Annotated in this window: 12 protein-coding genes; 7 read left to right on the plus strand and 5 right to left on the minus strand. The window is 73.5% G+C overall.

What is annotated here, in order from left to right; translation table 11 throughout:
* Positions 1 to 196 precede the first annotated feature (196 nt).
* Positions 197 to 1261 carry a non-homologous end joining protein Ku gene (gene ku, locus MXD59_RS08170; RefSeq protein ID WP_248824155.1) on the plus strand — a complete coding sequence of 355 codons (1065 nt, stop codon included), beginning with the start codon at positions 197 to 199 and terminating at the stop codon, positions 1259 to 1261.
* Between the two features lie 25 nt (positions 1262 to 1286).
* Here ku and MXD59_RS08175 read toward each other — a convergent pair whose 3' ends face one another.
* A complete protein-coding gene (locus tag MXD59_RS08175; RefSeq protein WP_163548472.1) occupies positions 1287 to 1460 on the minus strand; it encodes a CsbD family protein in 174 nt (57 codons plus the stop codon).
* A gap of 386 nt (positions 1461 to 1846) precedes the next feature.
* Between MXD59_RS08175 and moeZ the strand changes: the two genes are divergently transcribed.
* Both moeZ and MXD59_RS08185 read left to right on the plus strand, forming a co-directional pair.
* Positions 1847 to 3019 (plus strand): adenylyltransferase/sulfurtransferase MoeZ, encoded by a 1173-nt coding sequence (moeZ, locus tag MXD59_RS08180; RefSeq protein ID WP_248824156.1) that lies wholly within the window; start codon positions 1847 to 1849, stop codon positions 3017 to 3019.
* A gap of 5 nt (positions 3020 to 3024) precedes the next feature.
* Positions 3025 to 3450 (plus strand): MGMT family protein, encoded by a 426-nt coding sequence (locus MXD59_RS08185; RefSeq protein WP_248824157.1) that lies wholly within the window; start codon positions 3025 to 3027, stop codon positions 3448 to 3450.
* Positions 3451 to 3514: 64 nt separating this feature from the next.
* On the opposite strand, the gene MXD59_RS08190 is transcribed toward MXD59_RS08185, so the two are convergent.
* Complete coding sequence (locus MXD59_RS08190; protein ID WP_308301671.1) at positions 3515 to 4243, minus strand: SDR family NAD(P)-dependent oxidoreductase; 729 nt, start codon at positions 4241 to 4243, stop codon at positions 3515 to 3517.
* Between the two features lie 206 nt (positions 4244 to 4449).
* Here MXD59_RS08190 and MXD59_RS08195 point away from each other — a divergent pair, with 206 nt between their 5' ends.
* Together MXD59_RS08195 and MXD59_RS08200 are read left to right on the plus strand one after the other, a co-directional pair.
* Positions 4450 to 7896: an ATP-dependent helicase gene (locus tag MXD59_RS08195; protein WP_372511978.1), complete on the plus strand. Its 3447-nt coding sequence runs from the start codon at positions 4450 to 4452 to the stop codon at positions 7894 to 7896.
* Positions 7893 to 11396: an ATP-dependent helicase gene (locus MXD59_RS08200; protein ID WP_248824159.1), complete on the plus strand. Its 3504-nt coding sequence runs from the start codon at positions 7893 to 7895 to the stop codon at positions 11394 to 11396. The genes MXD59_RS08195 and MXD59_RS08200 overlap by 4 nt, the downstream gene beginning before the upstream one ends.
* Before the next feature lie 64 nt (positions 11397 to 11460).
* On the opposite strand, the gene MXD59_RS08205 is transcribed toward MXD59_RS08200, so the two are convergent.
* Both MXD59_RS08205 and MXD59_RS08210 read right to left on the minus strand, forming a co-directional pair.
* Entirely contained in the window at positions 11461 to 12339 is an 879-nt protein-coding gene (locus tag MXD59_RS08205) for an endonuclease/exonuclease/phosphatase family protein (RefSeq protein ID WP_248824160.1), read from the minus strand.
* 117 nt (positions 12340 to 12456) lie between these two features.
* Positions 12457 to 13851, minus strand: a complete 1395-nt coding sequence (locus MXD59_RS08210) for a PucR-like N-terminal domain-containing protein (protein ID WP_248824161.1) — start codon at positions 13849 to 13851, stop codon at positions 12457 to 12459.
* Between the two features lie 203 nt (positions 13852 to 14054).
* On the opposite strand from MXD59_RS08210, the gene MXD59_RS08215 reads away from it, so the two are divergent.
* Both MXD59_RS08215 and MXD59_RS08220 read left to right on the plus strand, forming a co-directional pair.
* Positions 14055 to 15401, plus strand: coding sequence for a M16 family metallopeptidase (locus MXD59_RS08215; RefSeq protein WP_372511980.1), 1347 nt, complete (start codon positions 14055 to 14057; stop codon positions 15399 to 15401).
* Between the two features lie 102 nt (positions 15402 to 15503).
* Complete coding sequence (locus tag MXD59_RS08220; RefSeq protein ID WP_248824162.1) at positions 15504 to 16823, plus strand: M16 family metallopeptidase; 1320 nt, start codon at positions 15504 to 15506, stop codon at positions 16821 to 16823.
* A gap of 56 nt (positions 16824 to 16879) precedes the next feature.
* Here the strand turns inward: MXD59_RS08220 and MXD59_RS08225 are convergent, their stop codons facing one another.
* Positions 16880 to 18673: an ANTAR domain-containing protein gene (locus tag MXD59_RS08225; protein WP_248824163.1), complete on the minus strand. Its 1794-nt coding sequence runs from the start codon at positions 18671 to 18673 to the stop codon at positions 16880 to 16882.
* Between the last annotated feature and the right edge of the window lie 51 nt (positions 18674 to 18724).

Raw genomic sequence — 18724 nt, forward strand, 5'->3', positions numbered from 1 at the left:
GTGCTCTGATCCGGTCCCGCGCTCATCGCGCCGTCCCCGCGGTCGCCATCACGGACTCCCCAGATGATCGCCCCAGGACGGGCATCCCCCGGACGGGCCATGCCGCCACCTGATAACTGTGGACGTTTGTTCGATCTGGCTTACATGTGGGCGTCCAGTGGGTCACCATGGTGAGGAGTCGACGTGAGGGGCGAACATGCGTTCGATCTGGAAGGGTGTCATCTCTTTCGGTCTGGTGTCGATCCCCGTGCGGCTGTACTCCGCCACACAGGAGCGGGACATCGCGTTCCACCAGGTCCGCCGGTCGGATGGCTCCCGCATCCGCTACCGCCGGGTCGCCGAGGCCGACGGCGACGAGGTCTCCTACGCCAACGTGGCCAAGGGCTTCGAGCTGGCGGACGGTCAGACCGTCGTACTCACCGACGACGACTTCGCCAACCTGCCGCTGTCCACCTCCAAGGCCATCGACGTGCTGGAGTTCGTGCCGCTGGAGCAGGTCGACCCGATCTACTTCGCCAGGAGCTACTACGTCGAGCCGGACCGGACCGGCGCGAAACCGTACGTGCTGCTGCGCGACGCTCTGGCCAGATCCGGCCGGGTCGCGCTGGTCAAGATAGCTCTGCGTCAGCGTGAGCAGCTCGCGACGCTCCGGGTGCGCGACGGAGTCTTCGTCCTGGAGACGATGCTCTGGCCGGACGAGGTCCGCGAACCGGACTTCCCGTTCCTGTCGGACGAGGTCGCCATACGTCCGCAGGAGCTCGCCATGGCCGGCTCGCTCATCGACACCCTCGCCGCCGACTTCGATCCCACCCGCTTCACCGACCACTACCGCGAGGCCCTGCAGTCCGTCATCGAGGCCAAGGCCGCCGGCCGTGAGGTCGTCGCGCCACCCGAGATCGAGCCCAGCGAGCCCACCGGCGACCTGATGGCAGCCCTGCGCGCCAGCATCGCCGCCGCCCGCGGCGACCAACCCGACGCCGACACCCCCGCCCCGCCCGCGTCGTCATCCGGGCCCGCATCGTCCCAGGTGGAACCTGGCAAGCCGGAGCGGTCTCGACGCTCCAGCGCCGGGGCGGGCTCGTCCCGTGCGACCTCCGGTACCTCCCGCGCAGGGTCGGGGACCGCGCGTACCGGTGCCGGGCCCGCGCGGTCCCCTCGGAAGTCGACTGCCAGGACCACACCCGGCAAGTCGGCCGCGCCGAAAGCCGCCGCGGCCGACGACGCGCCGCGCACCGCACGGACCGCCCACAGCTCCACATGATCGCCGATGGTGGCTCGGTGTGACCTCAGTGGCGGAAGGCGTCCTTGGCCTTCTCGCCGGCCTGGCGTAGGTCGGCGGAGGCACGTTCGCCGCGACCTTCGCTCTCGGTGCGACGGTCACCGGCGGCTCGTCCGGTGGCCTGCTTGCCCCGTCCACGAAGCTCGTCCACCTTGTTACGGATCTTGTCGGTGAAGGACACGGCCCTCAGCTCCTCATCGTCGATGCGTTGTTGCGGTGGGTCACCGACGGTCTACCCGCGCGCCCGCCGGGAACACCCACCAGGTCACACCGGTTCCGCCCACGACCGTCACACCCCGCTGGCGTCACACCCCGCTGGCGTCACACCCCGCTGGCGTCACACCCCGCGACCAGCCTCGAACCGGAATCCGTCCACACGGGTCGTGGCGGGGGAAGAGGGAAGCGGAAGCGGGCGGAAAGGTGGGGGTGGGGGAACAGCGGGGCGGCTCCGGACGCTGTGGATCGTGGGGGTGGCGGTCGGCGGATTCGTGACCAGGTCGCGTGCCCCTGTGGAATCGTCGAAGAACGTGGCATCGTCGAGAACGACTGCGAACGCAAGGAGCTAGCGTGTCCCTTCCGCCTCTGGTCGAGCCTGCCGAGGGCCTGACCGTCGACGAGGTCCGCCGGTACTCCAGGCATCTGATCATTCCGGATGTCGCCATGGATGGCCAGAAGCGGCTGAAGAATGCCAAGGTCCTGGCCGTGGGCGCTGGTGGGCTTGGCTCGCCGACGCTGATGTACCTGGCCGCGGCCGGCGTCGGCACGCTCGGCATCGTCGAGTTCGACACCGTCGACGAGTCGAACCTGCAGCGTCAGATCATCCACGGGCAGTCCGACGTCGGCCGGTCCAAGGCGGAGTCGGCGCGGGACTCCGTGCTCAACATCAACCCGCTGGTCAACGTGGTACTGCACGAGACCCGGCTGGACACCTCCAACGTGATGGAGATCTTCGGTCAGTACGACCTGATCGTCGACGGCACCGACAACTTCGCCACCCGGTACCTGGTCAACGACGCGGCCGTGCTGCTGGGCAAGCCGTACGTGTGGGGTTCGATCTACCGGTTCGACGGGCAGGCCAGCGTCTTCTGGGCCGAACACGGTCCGTGCTACCGCTGCCTCTACCCGGAGCCGCCGCCGCCGGGGATGGTCCCCTCCTGCGCGGAGGGGGGCGTGCTCGGGGTGCTGTGCGCCTCGATCGCGTCGATCCAGACCACCGAGGCCATCAAGGTGCTCACCGGCATCGGCGACCCGCTGGTCGGGCGGCTGATGGTCTACGACGCACTGGAGATGACCTACCGCTCGATCAAGGTCCGTAAGGACCCGGAGTGCCCGCTGTGCGGGAAGAACCCGTCGATCACCGAGCTCATCGACTACGAGGCGTTCTGCGGCGTGGTGTCCGAGGAGGCGCAGCTCGCCGCGTCCGGGTCGACGATCCTCGCGTCCGAGCTCAAGACCTGGCTGGACGAGGGTGAGCCGATCGAGCTGATCGACGTCCGCGAGCCCGCCGAATGGGAGATCGTGCGCATCCCCGGCGCCCGGCTGATCCCCAAGGCCGAGCTGCCCGCCCACCTCGCCGAACTGCCGCAGGACCGGCGGGTCGTCGTCTACTGCAAGTCCGGTGTGCGCTCCGCTGACGCGTTGGCGACCCTCAAGGGGGCCGGCTTCACCTCGGCCGTGCACGTCCAGGGCGGCGTGACCGCGTGGGCCACCCAGGTGGACAAGACCCTTCCCGTCTACTGAGCGTCATGAGGGAGCCGGGGAGGTCGACAGTCCCCGGCGGGGGACGGGCGCGGGGGAGTCGCGCCGCCCCGCCGGCGAGTGTGTCGGCGGGGCTCGGTACCCGGATTCGGCTCGGGGACGCCGAGCCCAGTCCGCACGCCCGCGAGGTCCTCGACACCATCGCCCGGATTCCGCCGGGCAAGGTGATGACCTACGGTGACGTCGCCGAGTTCGTCGGGGCCGGTACGGGCCGGACCGTCGGCGCGGTGCTTCGCCGTTACGCCGAGGACGACCTGCCCTGGCACCGGGTCATCCGCTCCACCGGCGAACCGAACCCGTCGAACCCGGCCGAGGCGCTGCGCCGCCTCATCGCCGATGCCACACCGCTCACGCCGTCCGGCGAACGCGTCCACCTGGCCGCCGCCCGCTGGGACGGCACCCCGGCCACCTGACCCACCTCGTCCGGACCGATCTACGCCCGCCCGATCCACGGCCGGACCGACCTCGTTCGCGGACCTAGCGGGCGGTGAGGCCGCCGTCGGCCAGGTAGACGCTGCCGGTGACCAGGGATGCCCGGTCGGACAGCAGGAAGGCGACCACCTCGGCGACCTCCTCGGGGGTGCCGAGGCGGTTGATCGGGGTGAGCAGCGCGGCGCCGCGCTGGGGTCGGCCGTTCACGTGGATGAGGGCGGTGTCGACGAAACCGGGGGCGACCGCGTTCACCCGGATGCCGCGGGTGGCGTACTCGAGGGCGGCGGTCTTGGTGAGGCCGACGACGCCGTGCTTGGCCGCGACGTACGGGGCCGATCCCGCGAAGCCGACAGTGCCGAACACCGAGGCCATGTTGACGATCGAGCCGCCGGTGCCGCCGTGCAGCATCGCGGTGATCTCGGCGCGCATGCAGTAGAAGACGCCGGAGAGGTTGACGTCCAGGACGCGCCGCCAGTTCTCGTCCAGGGTGGTACCGACCGGTTCGCGTCCGGCGGTGATACCGGCGTTGTTCACGCTGAGGTCGAGACGTCCGAAGGTGCCGACGGCGGTCCGCACGGCCTGTTCCACCGCGTCGGGATCGGTGACGTCCGCCTCGACGGCCACGGCCTCGCCGCCGTCCCGTTCGATCTGCGCGGCCACCTCTTTGACCTGGTCGGGGCGCAGATCGGTGAGGACGACCCGGGCTCCGGCCGCGGCCAGCCGACGGGCACAGGCGGCGCCGATCCCGGAGGCCGCCCCCGTGACGAGCGCCACCCTGCCCTCGCAGTCGTGTGTCGGTGCGCATGGGCTCATGACTGACGAGAGTGACACGCCCGGTCGCGTGCGCGTGTGACCTGGCCCGGCCGGGCGGCCCCAAGGTGGGGGTCGGATGCGCGATGGTCGGGTCGCCGGTAGGCGCCATCGCGACCCTGTCGGACGGACATAGGGGACCATGATCCTGGATTGACGGACCGGTGGGGATGCCTGCCGGTCGGTGTGTCGGTGGCGCGTGGTGTGCTGTCCCGGTGAGCCTGCTGTCCGCCTCGGCCCCCGCCGCGCCGCGCACCGGCCACCGGTTGGTCGCCGCGCCGGTGCCCGTCGCCACACCGTTGCTGCTGGACGGGTCACAGCGCCAGGTGGTCGAGCATCCGGGCGGCCCCCTGCTCGTGCTGGCCGGGCCGGGCACGGGCAAGACGGCGACGCTGGTCGAGGCCGTCGCCGCCCGCATCGCCGCCGGTGTCGACCCCCGGTCCATCCTGGTGCTCACGTTCAGCCGCCGAGCCGCCGGCGAGCTGCGCGAACGCATCACCGCCCGCCTGGGCACCGCTGATGCCGCCGCCGCTGTCGGGACGGCCGCCGCGATCCCCGTCCAGGTCGCCGCTGGTGGGGGCGGGCGGGGGCCGGGGGCGTGGACGTTTCATGCCTGGTGCCTCGCGGTGCTGCGGGCCCATGACCGGCCGGCGCCGCACGGCGGGTTCCGGCTGCTGTCCGGCCCGGAGCAGGACAGTCGGCTCCGCGAGCTCATCGACGGCACCCGGGAGGACGGTTATCCCCGCTGGCCGGAGTCGTTGGCCCAGGCGCTGGGCACCCGCGGGTTCACCGAGGAGGTGCGGGCGCTGCTGGCCCGGGCACGCGAGGTGGGTCTTGAGCCCGAGCAGCTGGCGCAGCTGGCCGGGCGTACCGCCCGGCCGGAGTGGTCGGCACTGGCCGAGTTCTACGAGATCTACCTCGATGTCTTCGGCTTCGAGGGGGCGCTGGACTACGCCGATCTGGTGCACCGCGCCGTGCTGGTCGCCGAGGGGCCGGCGGGGGAGGAGCTGCGGGCCCACTACCAGCATGTCTTCGTCGACGAGTACCAGGACACCGACCCCGCGCAGGAACGGCTGCTCCGCGCCCTGGCCGGCGGCGGAGGAAACCTGATCGCGTTCGGTGATCCCGATCAGTCGATCTACGCCTTCCGGGGCGCCGAGGTGTCGGGGCTGCTGGAGTTCCCCCGGCGGTTCCGCTCGGTGAGCGGCCTGGACGCGCCGATCGTCGCGTTGCGTCGGTGCCGGCGGATGGCCCCGGCGCCGCTGCTGGCCAGCCGGCACGTCGCCCGCCGCCTGCCGGCGACCCGGCTGCCCGCACAGGCGTTGCGCGCCCACCGAGACCTCACCGGACGGGACGATCTCGGCGCCGGCCAGGTCGAGGTGCGTGCCTACGTGTCGGCCAGCGCGGAGGCCGGGGCGGTCGCCGACATGCTGCGCCGTGAACATCTCGAGCGCGCCACCCCGTGGGCGCGGATGGCCGTGCTGGTGCGCACCGCCGAGCGGATCGGCCGGCTGCGCCGCGCCCTGGTCGCCGCCGGCGTCCCCGTCACCGTCGACGGAGACGATCTTCCCGTCGCGCAGGAGTCCGCGGCGGCGTTGCTGCTGTTGGCGTTGCGCTGTGCCGACGACCCGGGTGGGGCGCTGTCCGTCGAGGCGGCCCGCACGCTGCTGACATCCCCGCTGGGCGGGGCGGATCCGGCCGGTCTGCGTGAGCTTGGCCGGGCGCTGCGGGCCTTCGACCGCGACGCGGGGGCCACCGCGCCGGGCGCCTCCGACGAGCTGGTCCGCGCGGCCGTCGCCGATCCGGACCGGCTGCTCGTGCGCGTGCCCGAGGAGATCGCCGCGCCCGCCCGCCGGGTCGGCGCGCTGCTTGTGGCCGGGCGCCGCGTGCTGCGGGCACCCGGCGGGTCGCCCGAGGAGGCGCTGTGGGCGTTGTGGTCGGCCAGCGGTTGGCAGCCGCGCCTGGTCGCCGCGTCGGCGGCGGGCGGGGCGGCGGGTCGCACCGCCGACCGTGATCTGGACGCGGTGGTCGCCCTGTTCGACGCGGTCGCCCGGCTGGCCGCCCGGCGCGGGCCGGGGTTGGGCGTCGCGTCCCTGCTCGGCGAACTCGGCCGCCAGCAGTTCGCCGCCGAATCCATCGCCCCGGTCGGGGAGGACATCCGCCGCCGCGGGGTGCGGCTGCTCACCGCGCACCGTTCCAAGGGCCTCGAATGGGATGTGGTCGCCGTCTGCGGTGTGCAGGACGGTGCCTGGCCGGACCTGCGGCAACGCGGTTCGCTGCTCGGCGTCGAGGAGCTCGACGCGCCGGCCCGAGGCGGCCTGCGCCCCCCGCTGACCCGGGCGGACCTGCTCGCCGACGAGCGGCGGCTGTTCTACGTGGCGCTCACCCGGGCCCGGCGACGCCTGCTGATCACCGCGGTCGACAGTCCCGATGACGACGGCAGCCGGCCCAGCCGGTTCCTCGAGGAGATCGGCGTGCCCGTCGTCGCCGTGCCGGGGCGCCCGCCGCGGCCGTTGACCCTGGTCGGTCTGGTCGCGACCCTGCGCCGGCTGGCCACCGAACCCGGGGCGAGTCCCGCGATGCGCACCGCGGCGCGCCGCCGGCTGGCCGCGCTCGCCGCCGCCGGTGACGACGAGGGCCGTCCGCTGGCGCCCGCCGCCCATCCGCGCACCTGGTGGGGGCTGCTCGAGGTCACCACGTCCGATGTGCCGGTGGTCGCGCCGGAGCTGCCGGTGCGCCTGTCCGGGTCGTCGCTGGCCGGGCTGCGGGACTGCTCCCTGCGCTGGTTCCTCGAGCATGAGGCGCACGCGGTCACCGTCGCCTCGACCGCGCAGGGCTTCGGCCGGGTGGTGCACGCCCTCGCCGACGAGGTCACCACCGGCCGCACCGCCGCGGACCTCGCCGCCCTGGACGTCCGGCTCGACACCGTCTGGCGGCATCTGGCCTACGAGGCCCGCTGGCGCGGCGAGCAGGAACGCACCGCCGCCCGGGAGGCCCTCGCCCGCTTTCTCACCTGGCACGCGGCCGAACGGGGCCGCCGGGTCGTCGATGCCGAGGTCCGCTTCACCTGCCAGCTCACCGTCGCCGGCCGTCAGGTATGGCTGCGCGGCTTCATCGACCGGCTCGAACTCGACGACGCCGGCCGGGTGCACGTCATCGACTTCAAGACCGGCCGCACCCCGGTGACCGCCGCCGAACTCGCCAGCCACCCCCAGCTCGGCAGCTACCAGCTCGCGGTCCGTTCCGGCGCCCTCGACGACGCGGTCCGCACCGCCGCATCGGGTCGCACCGCCGCATCGGGTGCCTCTGGGCTGGACCCGGTCGCGGCGCGGCCGGTGGTGGAGCCGGGTGGCGCGGAGCTCGTGCACCTGCGGCTGGACGCGGGTGGGGACACCGCGGCCGCAGACCCCGAGCAGGAACCGCCCGGACCGCCGAAGGTGCAGGCCCAGGCGCCGCTGCCCGCCGACGGCCCGACCTGGATGGACGAGGTCGTCGCCGACGCGGTGCACACCATCGACGCCGAGACGTTCCGTCCCGCTCCCGGCGGCCACTGCACCACCTGCACGTTCCAGGCGAGCTGCCCCGCCCGTCCGGAGGGACGGCAGGTCATCTCATGAGTGTGCTGGGTACCGACGGGCGGCCGTCCCGCCAGCCGTTCCTGCCCGGCTTCGGCGCCGAGCCCGACGACCTTCACGACGGGACGCGCACCGGCCCGCGCCTCGAACCGGACGATCTGCGCGCCCTGCTGGACGTCCCGTTCACCGACGAGCAGATCGCCGCCGCGACCGCACCGCTGGCACCGGGAGTGATCGTCGCCGGCGCCGGCTCCGGGAAGACCTCGGTGATGGCCGCCCGGGTGGTCTGGCTGGTCGCGACCGGGCAGGTGCGCGCCGACCAGGTGCTGGGCCTGACCTTCACCACCAAGGCCGCCGCGGAACTCGCCGCCCGGGTGCGCCTGGCACTGCGCCGCGCCGGCACCGCCGACGGCAGCGACTGGGCGACCAGCGCGGGCCTGGGCGGCCCGGACAGCGCTGGTGGCGCTGGTGGCGCGGGGGATGAGCAGGACGGCGAGCCGACCGTGGCGACCTACCACGCGTTCGCCGGGCGGCTCGTCGTCGACAACGCGCTGCGGCTGGGGCTGGAACCCGACGTCCGGCTGCTCTCGGGCGCGGCGCGGTACCAGCTCGCCGCCCGGGTGGCCCGCGCCCACGACGGTTCGGTGCGGGCGTTGACCCGTTCGCTCGCCGCCGTCGTCGGTGAGATCGTCGCCCTCGACGGTGAGATGAGCGAGCATCTGCTCGACCCGGTGGCGCTCACCGCCTTCGACACCGCGCTGCTCATCGAGGTCAGCGCCGCCCTGGCCGCCGCCCAGCGGCGGCCGAGGACCAAGGGTGTGCAGGACCTGCTGCGCAGGTTCGCCCACACCTCGCGTGGACGGCGCGAACTCGCCGCGCTGGTCGCCGAATACCGTGCGGCGCGCCGCGACCGTGGCGTGCTCGACTTCGGCGACCAGGTCACCTACGCGGCCCACATCGCCGAGTCGATGCCGCAGGCCGGGCAGGCCGAGCGGGCCAAGGCCACGGTGGTCCTGCTCGACGAGTACCAGGACACCTCCGTCGCCCAGCGCCGGATGCTCACCGGACTGTTCGGCGGCGGCCATCCCGTCACCGCCGTCGGCGACCCCTGCCAGGCCATCTACGGCTGGCGCGGAGCATCGGTGGCGAACCTCGACCATTTCCCCACCCATTTCCCGCAGGCGGACGGCACCCCGTCGACCGTCTACGAACTGTCGGTCAACCAGCGCAGCGGCGGCCGGCTGCTCGAACTCGCCAACGCCATCGCCGAGCCCCTGCGCGCCCGGCACCGGGTCGTCGAACTGCGCCCACGCGCCGACGTCGCCGACCGCGGCCAGACGGTCGTCGCCCTGCACACCACCTGGGCCGCCGAGGTGGCCTGGATCGCCGGGCGCGTCCGGGCCGTCGTCGACGCCGGCACCGCCGCCCGGGAGATCGCCGTGCTCGTCCGGGCCCGCGGCGACATCCCGCCGCTGCTCACCGCGATGCAGGCCGTCGGCCTGCCGGTCGAGGTGGTTGGCCTGACCGGTCTGCTCACCGTCCCGGAGGTCGCCGAGATCGTGGCGGTGCTGGAGGTCCTGGACGCCCCCACGGCGAACACCGCGCTGGTCCGCCTGCTCACCGGCCCGCGGGTCCGCCTCGGCGCCCGCGACCTCGCCGCCCTCGGCCGAAGGGCACGCGAGGTCGTCCGCCTCGACCAGCCCCCCGGCTCACCCGACTCACCCACGTCCGAGAGCCGTACGTCCGAGAGCCGTACGTCCGAGAGCCGTACGTCCGAGAGCCGTACGTCCGAGAGCCGTACGTCCGAGGGGCGGGTGACCGAACCGCCGGGCGGCGAGGACGCGCTGCGGGCGGCGGTGGCGGACGTCGATCCCTCCGACGTGGTGGCGCTGTCCGATGTACTGGCCGACCCCGGGCCGGAGATGTCCGCCGAGGGTGCCGCCCGGGTGGGCCGTCTGGGCTCCGAGATCGCGGCGTTGCGCGGCCATCTCGGCGAGGGACTGCTCGACCTGCTGCACCGCGTCATCGCCACGATCGGCCTGGACGTGGAGCTCACCGCGACCGACGCCGCCGTGCGCGCCCGCCGCGAGGAGAACGTCGCCGCGTTCCTCGACATCGCCGCCGACTTCACCGATCCCGACGGGACCACGTCCCTACACGCGTTCCTCGGCTTTCTGCACGCCGCCCGGGAGCACGAGCGCGGCCTGGACGTCACGGGTCCCTCCGGCGCGGACGCGGTCGCCCTGATGACCATGCACCGGTCCAAGGGGCTGGAGTGGGAGGTGGTCGTCGTCCCGAACCTGAGTGCCGGCGTCTTCCCCGACGCCACCGTCCGCGACCAGTGGACGACCTCGACCGGGGTGCTCCCGGTGCCGCTGCGCGGCGACGCCGACGACCTGCCGGCGGTGACCGTGTCCGACCAGAAGTCCGACCACGACGCGTACGCCGTCGAGGCCCGGGCCTACGCCGAACGGGAGGAACGCCGCCTCGCCTACGTGGCGGTCACCCGGGCGAAGTCCCTGCTGTTCGCCAGCGGCCACTGGTGGGGCCCGAGCCAGAAGCGACCGCGCGGCGCGTCCATCTTCCTCGAGGAACTCGCCGCGCATGCCGGCTCCGGCGGTGGACGCGTCGATGTCTGGGCCCCCCGCCCCGCCGAACATGTCAACCCGGCGCTGGACACCCCACCCGAGTTCGCCTGGCCCGTCCCCTACGACCCCGAGCCGTACGCCCGCCGCCTCGAAGCCGCCCGCGAGGTCCTCACCCACCTGGACACCGCCTTCCACCCCTCCGGCTCCCTCGCCGCCCCCGGCGTCGATCCGGATGGTCTGACCGCGGGGGAGCGGGCGCTGTTGGGGGAGCTGGACCGGGAGGCACGGCTGCTGCTCGCCGAGGAACGCGCCAGTCGGCGCCCGCGGCTGGACGTCCCGTTGCCGGCGACCCTGACCGCGTCCGAGATCGTGCGGATGCACGCGGACCCGGCCGCGTTCGCCCGGGAACTGGTCCGGCCGCTGCCACGCCAGCCGGTCGCCGCCGCCCGCCGCGGCAGCCGGTTCCACACCTGGGTCGAGGAACTGTTCGACCACCGCGCCCTGATCGGAGCCGACGACCTCCCCGGTGCCGCGGACGCCGAGCTCACCGACGACGACCTGCGCGATCTCAAGGACGCCTTCCTGCGTACCCCCTATGGCACGCGGCGTCCCCACGCGATCGAGGAGGCCTTCGAACTCCCACTGGCCGGACGGATCATCCGTGGCCGCATCGACGCCGTCTACTCCCTCGGCGGTGGACGCTGGGAGGTCATCGACTGGAAGACCGGCCAGTCTCCCGCCGACGACCTGCAACTGGCCGTCTACCGCCTGGCCTGGGCCCGCCTTCGCGGCATACCACTGGACGCTGTCGACGCCGCTTTCCTCTACGTCCGCACCGGCGCTCTGGTCCGCCCCCATCCCCTGTCCGAATCAGACCTGGCCACCCTCCTGACCCCCGCGCCGCCCCGCGCCACCGCACCCCGCCCCGGTCCCGCCCCGACCGCCTCGAACTGAGCGACGCACGACGGGCTCTGGAGCCCGCACCGCCCGGATCACGGCCAGATCGCGGCCGGTGGTGTCAGCGGGCGAGGTCGACAAGCAGGGCGCGGTGGTCGGAGATGGGGGTGCGCTGGCAGTGCACGGCGCGGACCTCGCCGATCGCGCCGCGGGCGAGCACATGGTCGAGCTGTACCTGGGGTGCGGGCGCCGGGTAGGTCGGGGTCGCGGCGAGTCGGTGCCAGCGGGTGAGCAGACCGGGCAGCGCACCGGGCAGGTTCAGATCACCGAGGATGACGACCGGGCCGTCACCGCCATCACTCCGAGCGCCGCCATCGCCCCCGGTGGTCCCGGTGGTCCCGGCAGGGTCCCCGAGTTCGGCGGCCGTGGCGGCCCCGGCGGGACGGTGGGTGAGGCGGCGGGTGAGACGACGCAGCTGCCAGGCGTTCCACCCGGGAACGAAGGACAGGTGCGTGGTCACCACGGTCAGCGGACCGTCGTCGGTGTCGAGGGTCGCCGCGACCGCCAGGCGAGGCTCGTCGTCGAGCAGGACCAGCCGTCCCCGGCCGCCGGGACCGCCGCCGGGCAGGGCGATCGGTGATCGTACCGGCGCCCGGCCGAGTTCGATGACCCGCCAGTCCAGCACCGGAAACCGGCTGATCAGCGCGATGCCGTAGGCCGGTTCACCGGCGGGGCGGGGGGCGTCCGCGGGGCGCCAGGTCTCCCCCGGCGTCCCGTACACCGTGGGGACGAATCGCCAGTCGCCGTCGTCGGCACCCATGGCCCCCGCGGCCAGCGCGGCGAGGTCGAGCCGGCCGGAGCGGGGCTGGTCGAGGTCGACCTCCTGGAGGCCGAGGACGTCCGCGTCCAGCCCGACGATGGCATCGACGAAACGCTCCGCCCGAACCGCACCGTCGGCGAGGGACCGTCCGTGCATCACGTTGAAGGTGCCCAGCCGCACGCCGCTGACCGTACCGGACGTGGGACCCGAACAGGCACCGTCCGGGTCAGCGGTACGGAGCCACGCCAGGACGGCGCCACACCAGGACGGAGCCACGCCAGGACGGGATGGCCGGCGTCAGCCGGCCGGGACGGGCCGATCGATGGCACCCGGGGCATCGAACAGGGCTGTGGAGCGCTCGGTGGCGGCAGCGGTGGGTCGGGCGGCGGCACCGGCGCGTAGGACGAGCTCGAGGTCGAAGCGGATGTCGGGGTCCTCCAGGCCGGGGCCGAACAGGTCGCGTAGCTGGTTGACGCGGTAGCGGACGGTCTGCGGATGGATGTGCAGACGCTCGGCGATCAGGCCGCGCTGGCCACGCAGCGACAGCCAGTGCAACAGGGTCTCGGCGAGGCGTTCGCGGGTGCGGCTGGGAAGGTTGTCCAGGGGGGCGAGGAGCCGGGTGGCGAGGTCGGTGACGAGGCCCGGGTCACGGGCGAGCAGCAGGGCGCTCAGATACTCGTCGGTGAACAGCGGGTCGGCGGTCGCGGCGCTGGTGGTGGTGAGGCGACCGGCGTCGCGGGCGTCGCGGGCGTCGCGGGCCCGGGCGGCACTCGCGGCACTCTGGGCCCAGACGACGGCGGGGCCGACGACCGCGCCGAGACCAGCCAGCCTCGCGGTCAGCGCCACCCGGCCAGGGCCGGGTTCGGTGGCGCCGACGAACAGCCAGGTGTCCTGGCCCTGGACCGTGCGCGGGCAGCCGTCCGGCAGCCGCAACGCCCGCACGCCATGATCCCTGGCGTCCCAGGCATCCCCGCTGTCCCAGGGATCCCGAGCCTCCCGAGGATGCCCGACGCTCCTGGCAACGGCGGGATCGGTGGGATCGGTGGGTTCCCCGCGACGCGCCGCATCGAGGACGGGCGGGCCGGCCGGGACGCAGGCGGGGATCAGAACGGCGGCCAGGCGACCGGGCAGGATCAGCCGGCCCGACTGGGCGACCTGGGCGACGGCGTCCACGGGGGCGCCGGTGAGCAGCATCTCACCGAGCCGGTCGAGCAGGCGTTCGCGTTCACCGGCGGCGGTGAACTGCTCGGTGGCGTATCCCTCGGCGGACGCCGCCGAGATGCCGTCGATGTAGGCGAACATCATCTCGGCGAGGGAGACCAGACCGGCGGCGTCGACACCGTTGCGGGCCGCGGCCTCACCCAGACGCCGCCAGGACACCCGGGCACCGACCCGGTAGGCGCCGAGCAGGTTGTCCAGGGAACGTCCGGCTCGCACCTCGCCGCGGCCCAGCCGGACGTAGACGTCACGTCCGGCGGCCAGGTTCGGCTCGAGCTGCGGCCCGGCCTCGACGACAGCCAGGAACCGCCGCAGTGCCTCGGCGACCCCGCGGCGCACCCCCTGGCCGAACCGGCCCTCCAGCGGACGGGCGTAGGCCGGCACCTCCCGGGAGATCGCCAGGATGACCTCTTCGCCCAACTGGCCAAGCTCTGCGGCGAGCGTCCCGGGCAGACCGGCCGGAAACTGTCCCATGGGAACAGACTGTCTCATGCGCCACACCGCCGATGGTCAGGGGCGGCGCCGAAGTCCTGTCCGCTATCCGTCCGGTGGTGTGCGTCGCTCGGGCCCGAGGGGCGGCGGTGGGCAGTAGCGTGGCATCCGTGGCCACGTCCTCTGTTCCTGCCCCTGATCCGGTCGGTTCCGCCGCGGTGAGGTCGGCCGTGGGGAGGCCGGCGGTGGTGCCGCCGACGGTGGTACGACCCCGCCAGGGTGCGGCGTCGCAGTCCTTTCCGGTGCCGAGCTATCCGATCGAGCGGGTACGCCTGGGGAACGGGCTACGTGTTCTGTTCGCACCCGACCGGACGGCGCCGGTGGTGGCGGTGAGCGTCCACTATGACGTCGGCTTTAGGTCGGAGCCGCAGGGGCGCACCGGTTTCGCGCATCTGTTCGAGCATCTGATGTTCCAGGGCAGCGCGAACGTCGGCAAGGCGGAGCATCCCAAGCACGTCCAGGCCGCCGGTGGAATCTTCAACGGTTCCACCCATCCGGATCACACCGACTATTACGAGCTGTTGCCGTCCGGGGCGCTCGAACTCGCACTGTTCCTCGAGGCCGACCGGATGCGCAGCCCCAAGATCACCCAGCAGAACCTCGAGAACCAGATCGCCGTGGTGCAGGAGGAGATCCGGGTCAACGTCCTGAACCGGCCATACGGCGGATTTCCGTGGATCAGCCTGCCGCCGGTGGCGTTCGACACGTTTCCCAACGCGCACAACGGCTACGGCGATTTCACCGAGCTCGCCGCGGCCAGCCTCGACGACGCCGAGGACTTCTTCGACAAGTTCTACGCACCGGGCAACGCCGTGCTAACCGTCACCGGTGACTTCGATCCGGCGGAAGCGCTCACCTTCGTCGAGCGCTACTTCGGTGACATCCCCGCCCGCGCCGTGCCGGCACCGGGCAGTTTCGCCGAGCCCGTGCGTTCGCAGGAGCGCCGCGAGCGGATCACCGACCGGCTCGCCCCCCGCGCCGCGTTCGCCGTCGGCTACCGGGTGCCCGATCCGATCGGCGACCTGACCGGTTTCCTCGCCTACTGCCTGCTCGCCGACGTGCTCAGCGACGGCGACGCCAGCCGGCTCGAGCGCCGGCTCGTCCAACACGACCGTTCGGTGACCGGTGTGCGCGCCTCGCTCGGCACCTTCGGAAGCCCCTTCGAGCAGCGTGATCCCCTGCTGTTCACGCTGGAGGCCCGCCAGTCCGAGGACGCGACCGCCGACGGCGTGCTCGCCGCGGTGGACGAGGAACTCGGCCGCCTGGCACACGACGGTCTCGTCGTCGGCGAGCTGGAGCGGGTACAGGCCCGGGTCGTCTCGTCGCTGCTGCGCGAGGCCGACGACGCGCTGGGCCGGGCGATGTCGATCGCCGTGCACGAACTGCGCCGTGGCCGTCCGGAGCTCGTCAACGAGCTGCCTGCCGAGTTTGCCGCCGTCACCGCCGACGAGGTCACCGCCGCCGCCGCGAGCCTGCTGGACCAGGGCCGCTCGGTCCTCGAACTCGAAGCCGGCGCTGCCCCCACCGCCTGACCCGCCCAGTACCGCCTGACCCGCCCAGTACCGCCTGACCCGCCCAGTACCGCCTGACCCGCCCAGTACCGCCTGACCAGCTGCCATGAGATCGGGAGAGCCGTGACCTCTGTCTTCGTCCCCGAGGTGCGGCCGTCGGCGCCGGCGCGCCTGCCCTCGGTCACGGACCGAACGCTGTCCAACGGGCTGCGGGTGCTCGTGGTCGAGCGCACCAGCGTGCCGCTCGTCGAGGTGCGGCTGCGGGTTCCGTTCGCCGGGACCGGCGCGCAGTTCCACGCCGGTGCGGAGGTGCTCGCGGAGACGCTGTTCACCGGGTCCGCCCGCCACGACCGCACGGGGCTCGCCATCGAGGTGCAGAGCCTGGGGGGCGCGCTGTCCACCGGAGTCGACAACGACCGGCTCGCCGTGGTCGGCTCGGCGCTCGCGTCGAACCTTGAGCCGCTGTTGCAGATCATGGCTGAGGTGCTGCTCGGCGCCACCTACCCGGATGACGAGGTCGCCGGCGAGCGGGAGCGGATCGTCGAGGACACCGCGGTCGCCCGCAGCCAGCCGGCGGTGATCGCCCGGGAGGCGCTGCTCGCCCGGATCTTCGGCGACCATCCGTATGCCACGGGCATCCCCGACCCGGCGGTGGTCGCCGCCGTGCGCGCGGACGACGTGCGGTCCCTGCACGCTCGCCGGGTGGTCCCGGCCGGCGCCATCCTCACCCTGGTCGGCGACATCGCCGCCGAACGGGCCTTCGCCGCGGTGACCTCGGCTCTCGGCGGCTGGGCGGGCGAGCTCTCGGCGCCGGCCCCGCCGCTGCCCGTGATCGAACCGGGTCCGATCCTGATCGTCGATCGGCCGGGTGCGGTGCAGACGAACATCCGCCTCGGTGGCGCCGCGTTGCCACGGTCAGCACCCGGGGCGCCAGCCCAACGGCTCGCCAACACGATCTTCGGTGGCTACTTCAGCTCCCGGCTGGTCGACAACATCCGCGAGGACAAGGGCTACACCTACTCCCCGCGCAGCTCCATCGACCACTACCTGGCCGGGTCCCGACTGACGATCGCCGCGGACGTCGCCACCGAAGTCACCGGCCCGGCGCTGCTCGAACTCTGGTACGAACTCGGCCGGATCGCGCTGCTGGCGCCCAGCCAGCGGGAACTGGACGCGGCACGTCAGTACGCCGTCGGCACCCTGGCACTGGGCAGCGCCACCGCCTCGGGCCTTGCCTCCACCCTGTCGGCGCTGGCCGGTGCGGACCTCGGGGTCGAGTACCTGCGTGACCATCCGCGGGCCCTGGCCGAGGTCACCCTCGAGGACCTTCAGGCGGCGGCGGCTGACCTGCTGGCACCGACACGTCTGGTGACGGTCCTTGTCGGTGACCGCGAGCGGATCACCCGCGCCGTGGGCGACCTGGCCCCGATCGCACCGGCCTGACGCCGCGCCCACCACCGCACGCCGCTGGCCGTGTCAGTGGCGCCCGCCGGTCCGCGTCAGTGACGCTCGGACGGGGACCTCGGCGGAGCCGGTCGAGGTGCGACCCCGGCCGCACCGGACCCCCCCGTGACCGCAGCGCTCCCGCCGGAGCCGGCCCGATCCGGCCCGCGGGGCGTCGCGGCGCCGGCCGGGCCAGCCGCGGGGGTGCCGCCTGACACGCCGCCCGGACCGCCGGCAGGCGCCCCCGGACCGCCGCTGCCAGCACCCCCCGGGCCACCAGCACCCCCCGGGCCACCAGCACCCCTTGGGCCACCGGTACCGCTTGGCCCACCAGTGCCGCCCCGGCCGCCGGGATCGCCCGGGCTGCCAGGACCGCCGGCGTTGCCGCGTCCACCGAGTTCCCCGGGCAGGGCGACCCGTGGGTCACCGACCGAGTCGACGACCTGGCGGGCCAGGTCATGGACCCGGCGGCCCATGCCGCGGGCCGTGCGCCGCAGCCGTTCGAACGCCTCGCGCGGGCGAATCTGATTACGTTCCGCCAACACCCCGATCGCCTGCTCGACGATCACGCGGGAGGCCAGCGCATGTTCAAGCTGGACGACGGACAGCCGTAGCTGCTCGATCTCACCGAGATCCCGCTCGGCGCGGCGTGGCCGCCCGGGCGGGGCGAGGTCCTCGGCGAGCAGGTCGGCCAGAACCATCGCGGACAGCAGATCGCCGACCGGACGTACCTCCGGTCCCGGGCCTTCGACCACCCAGCCGGCCGAGGTCCGCCGCAGCCGCATGTCCGCCTCCGGGCGGCGGGCCGCGGCCGTCGTGGCCGCGGCCGTGGCAGCCGCGTTCGTCCCCCGTCCAGCACTCGACGAGCCGGCCGATCCGGCCCCAGCCGCTGGCTGGACCGGACGCGGCGGCGTGGTCCGAGCCGGCCCACCGGGGCGCACCGCCCGCGCGATGGTCTGCGGCGTCGGCATCCGGCCCGGTCGTGGATGTGCGGCGCCGGCGACGGGTGCCCCCCGCCCGGCGGAGGTCGCCGCCCCGGCACCGGAGGGCACACCCACCGCGGGCCCGCCGCCAGTCGTCGTCGCCTCGGCGTGCGTCCGCTCGGTGTGCGGGACGTCAGCGTGCGGTTGCTGGGCGTCGACAGGCGGGGCGTCGGTATGGGGGACGTCAGCGTGCGGTTGCGGGACGTCCGCAGGTGGGGCGTCTGTATGTGGGACGTCGGTGCGTGGGACGCCTGTGGGCGGGGCGACGGATTCGGGTGGGAGATCCGTGGTCAGGGACACCCGCGTGGGGGCCCCCGACTCGGCTGGATCGCCCGTTGGGGCCACCGCGACCGCGTCGGACAGGTCCGTGGCCGCCGCCGACATCGCGGCCACGGGGCCGTCGGCATCGGACGCCGAGCCAACGGACACCGGTACGTGACCGGAGGCCGCCAGTTCGTCGGCGATCCCACGTACCTGGGCACGATTCTCTGTGGTCACAGGCACCTCGCCATGGTCCAGGCTGACGAGAACACCGAGCAGTCGGCCATCTGGACGCAGGACCGGCGTCGCGAGATAGCTGCGCACCCCCAACAGACGATGCTCCGCGGTGTCGGCCGCGGGATGCCCGGGACCAACCCCGGACGCCGCCGCGGGGGCACCGTCGAGCATGCGGGCGATGACACTGTCGGCGCGGGGATAGTGGGTTCCCACCTCGAGACCGGCGAAGGATCCCGCCAGCCGGAGATAGCCCACGGTCGTCGCAGAAACCACGACGAAACAGGCTGTCTCCATCTGGTCGCGGGCATGAACCGCCCGTAGCGCGGCATCGACGGTGCTCCACGCCTGTTCTGAAGGTGCTGACGACACAGGCCGAACTCTCCCACAAACTTCACGGGCAGTGACGGACACCGTCCCACG

The sequence above is a fragment of the Frankia umida genome (genome assembly GCF_023242945.1).
Taxonomy (GTDB): domain Bacteria; phylum Actinomycetota; class Actinomycetes; order Frankiales; family Frankiaceae; genus Frankia; species Frankia umida.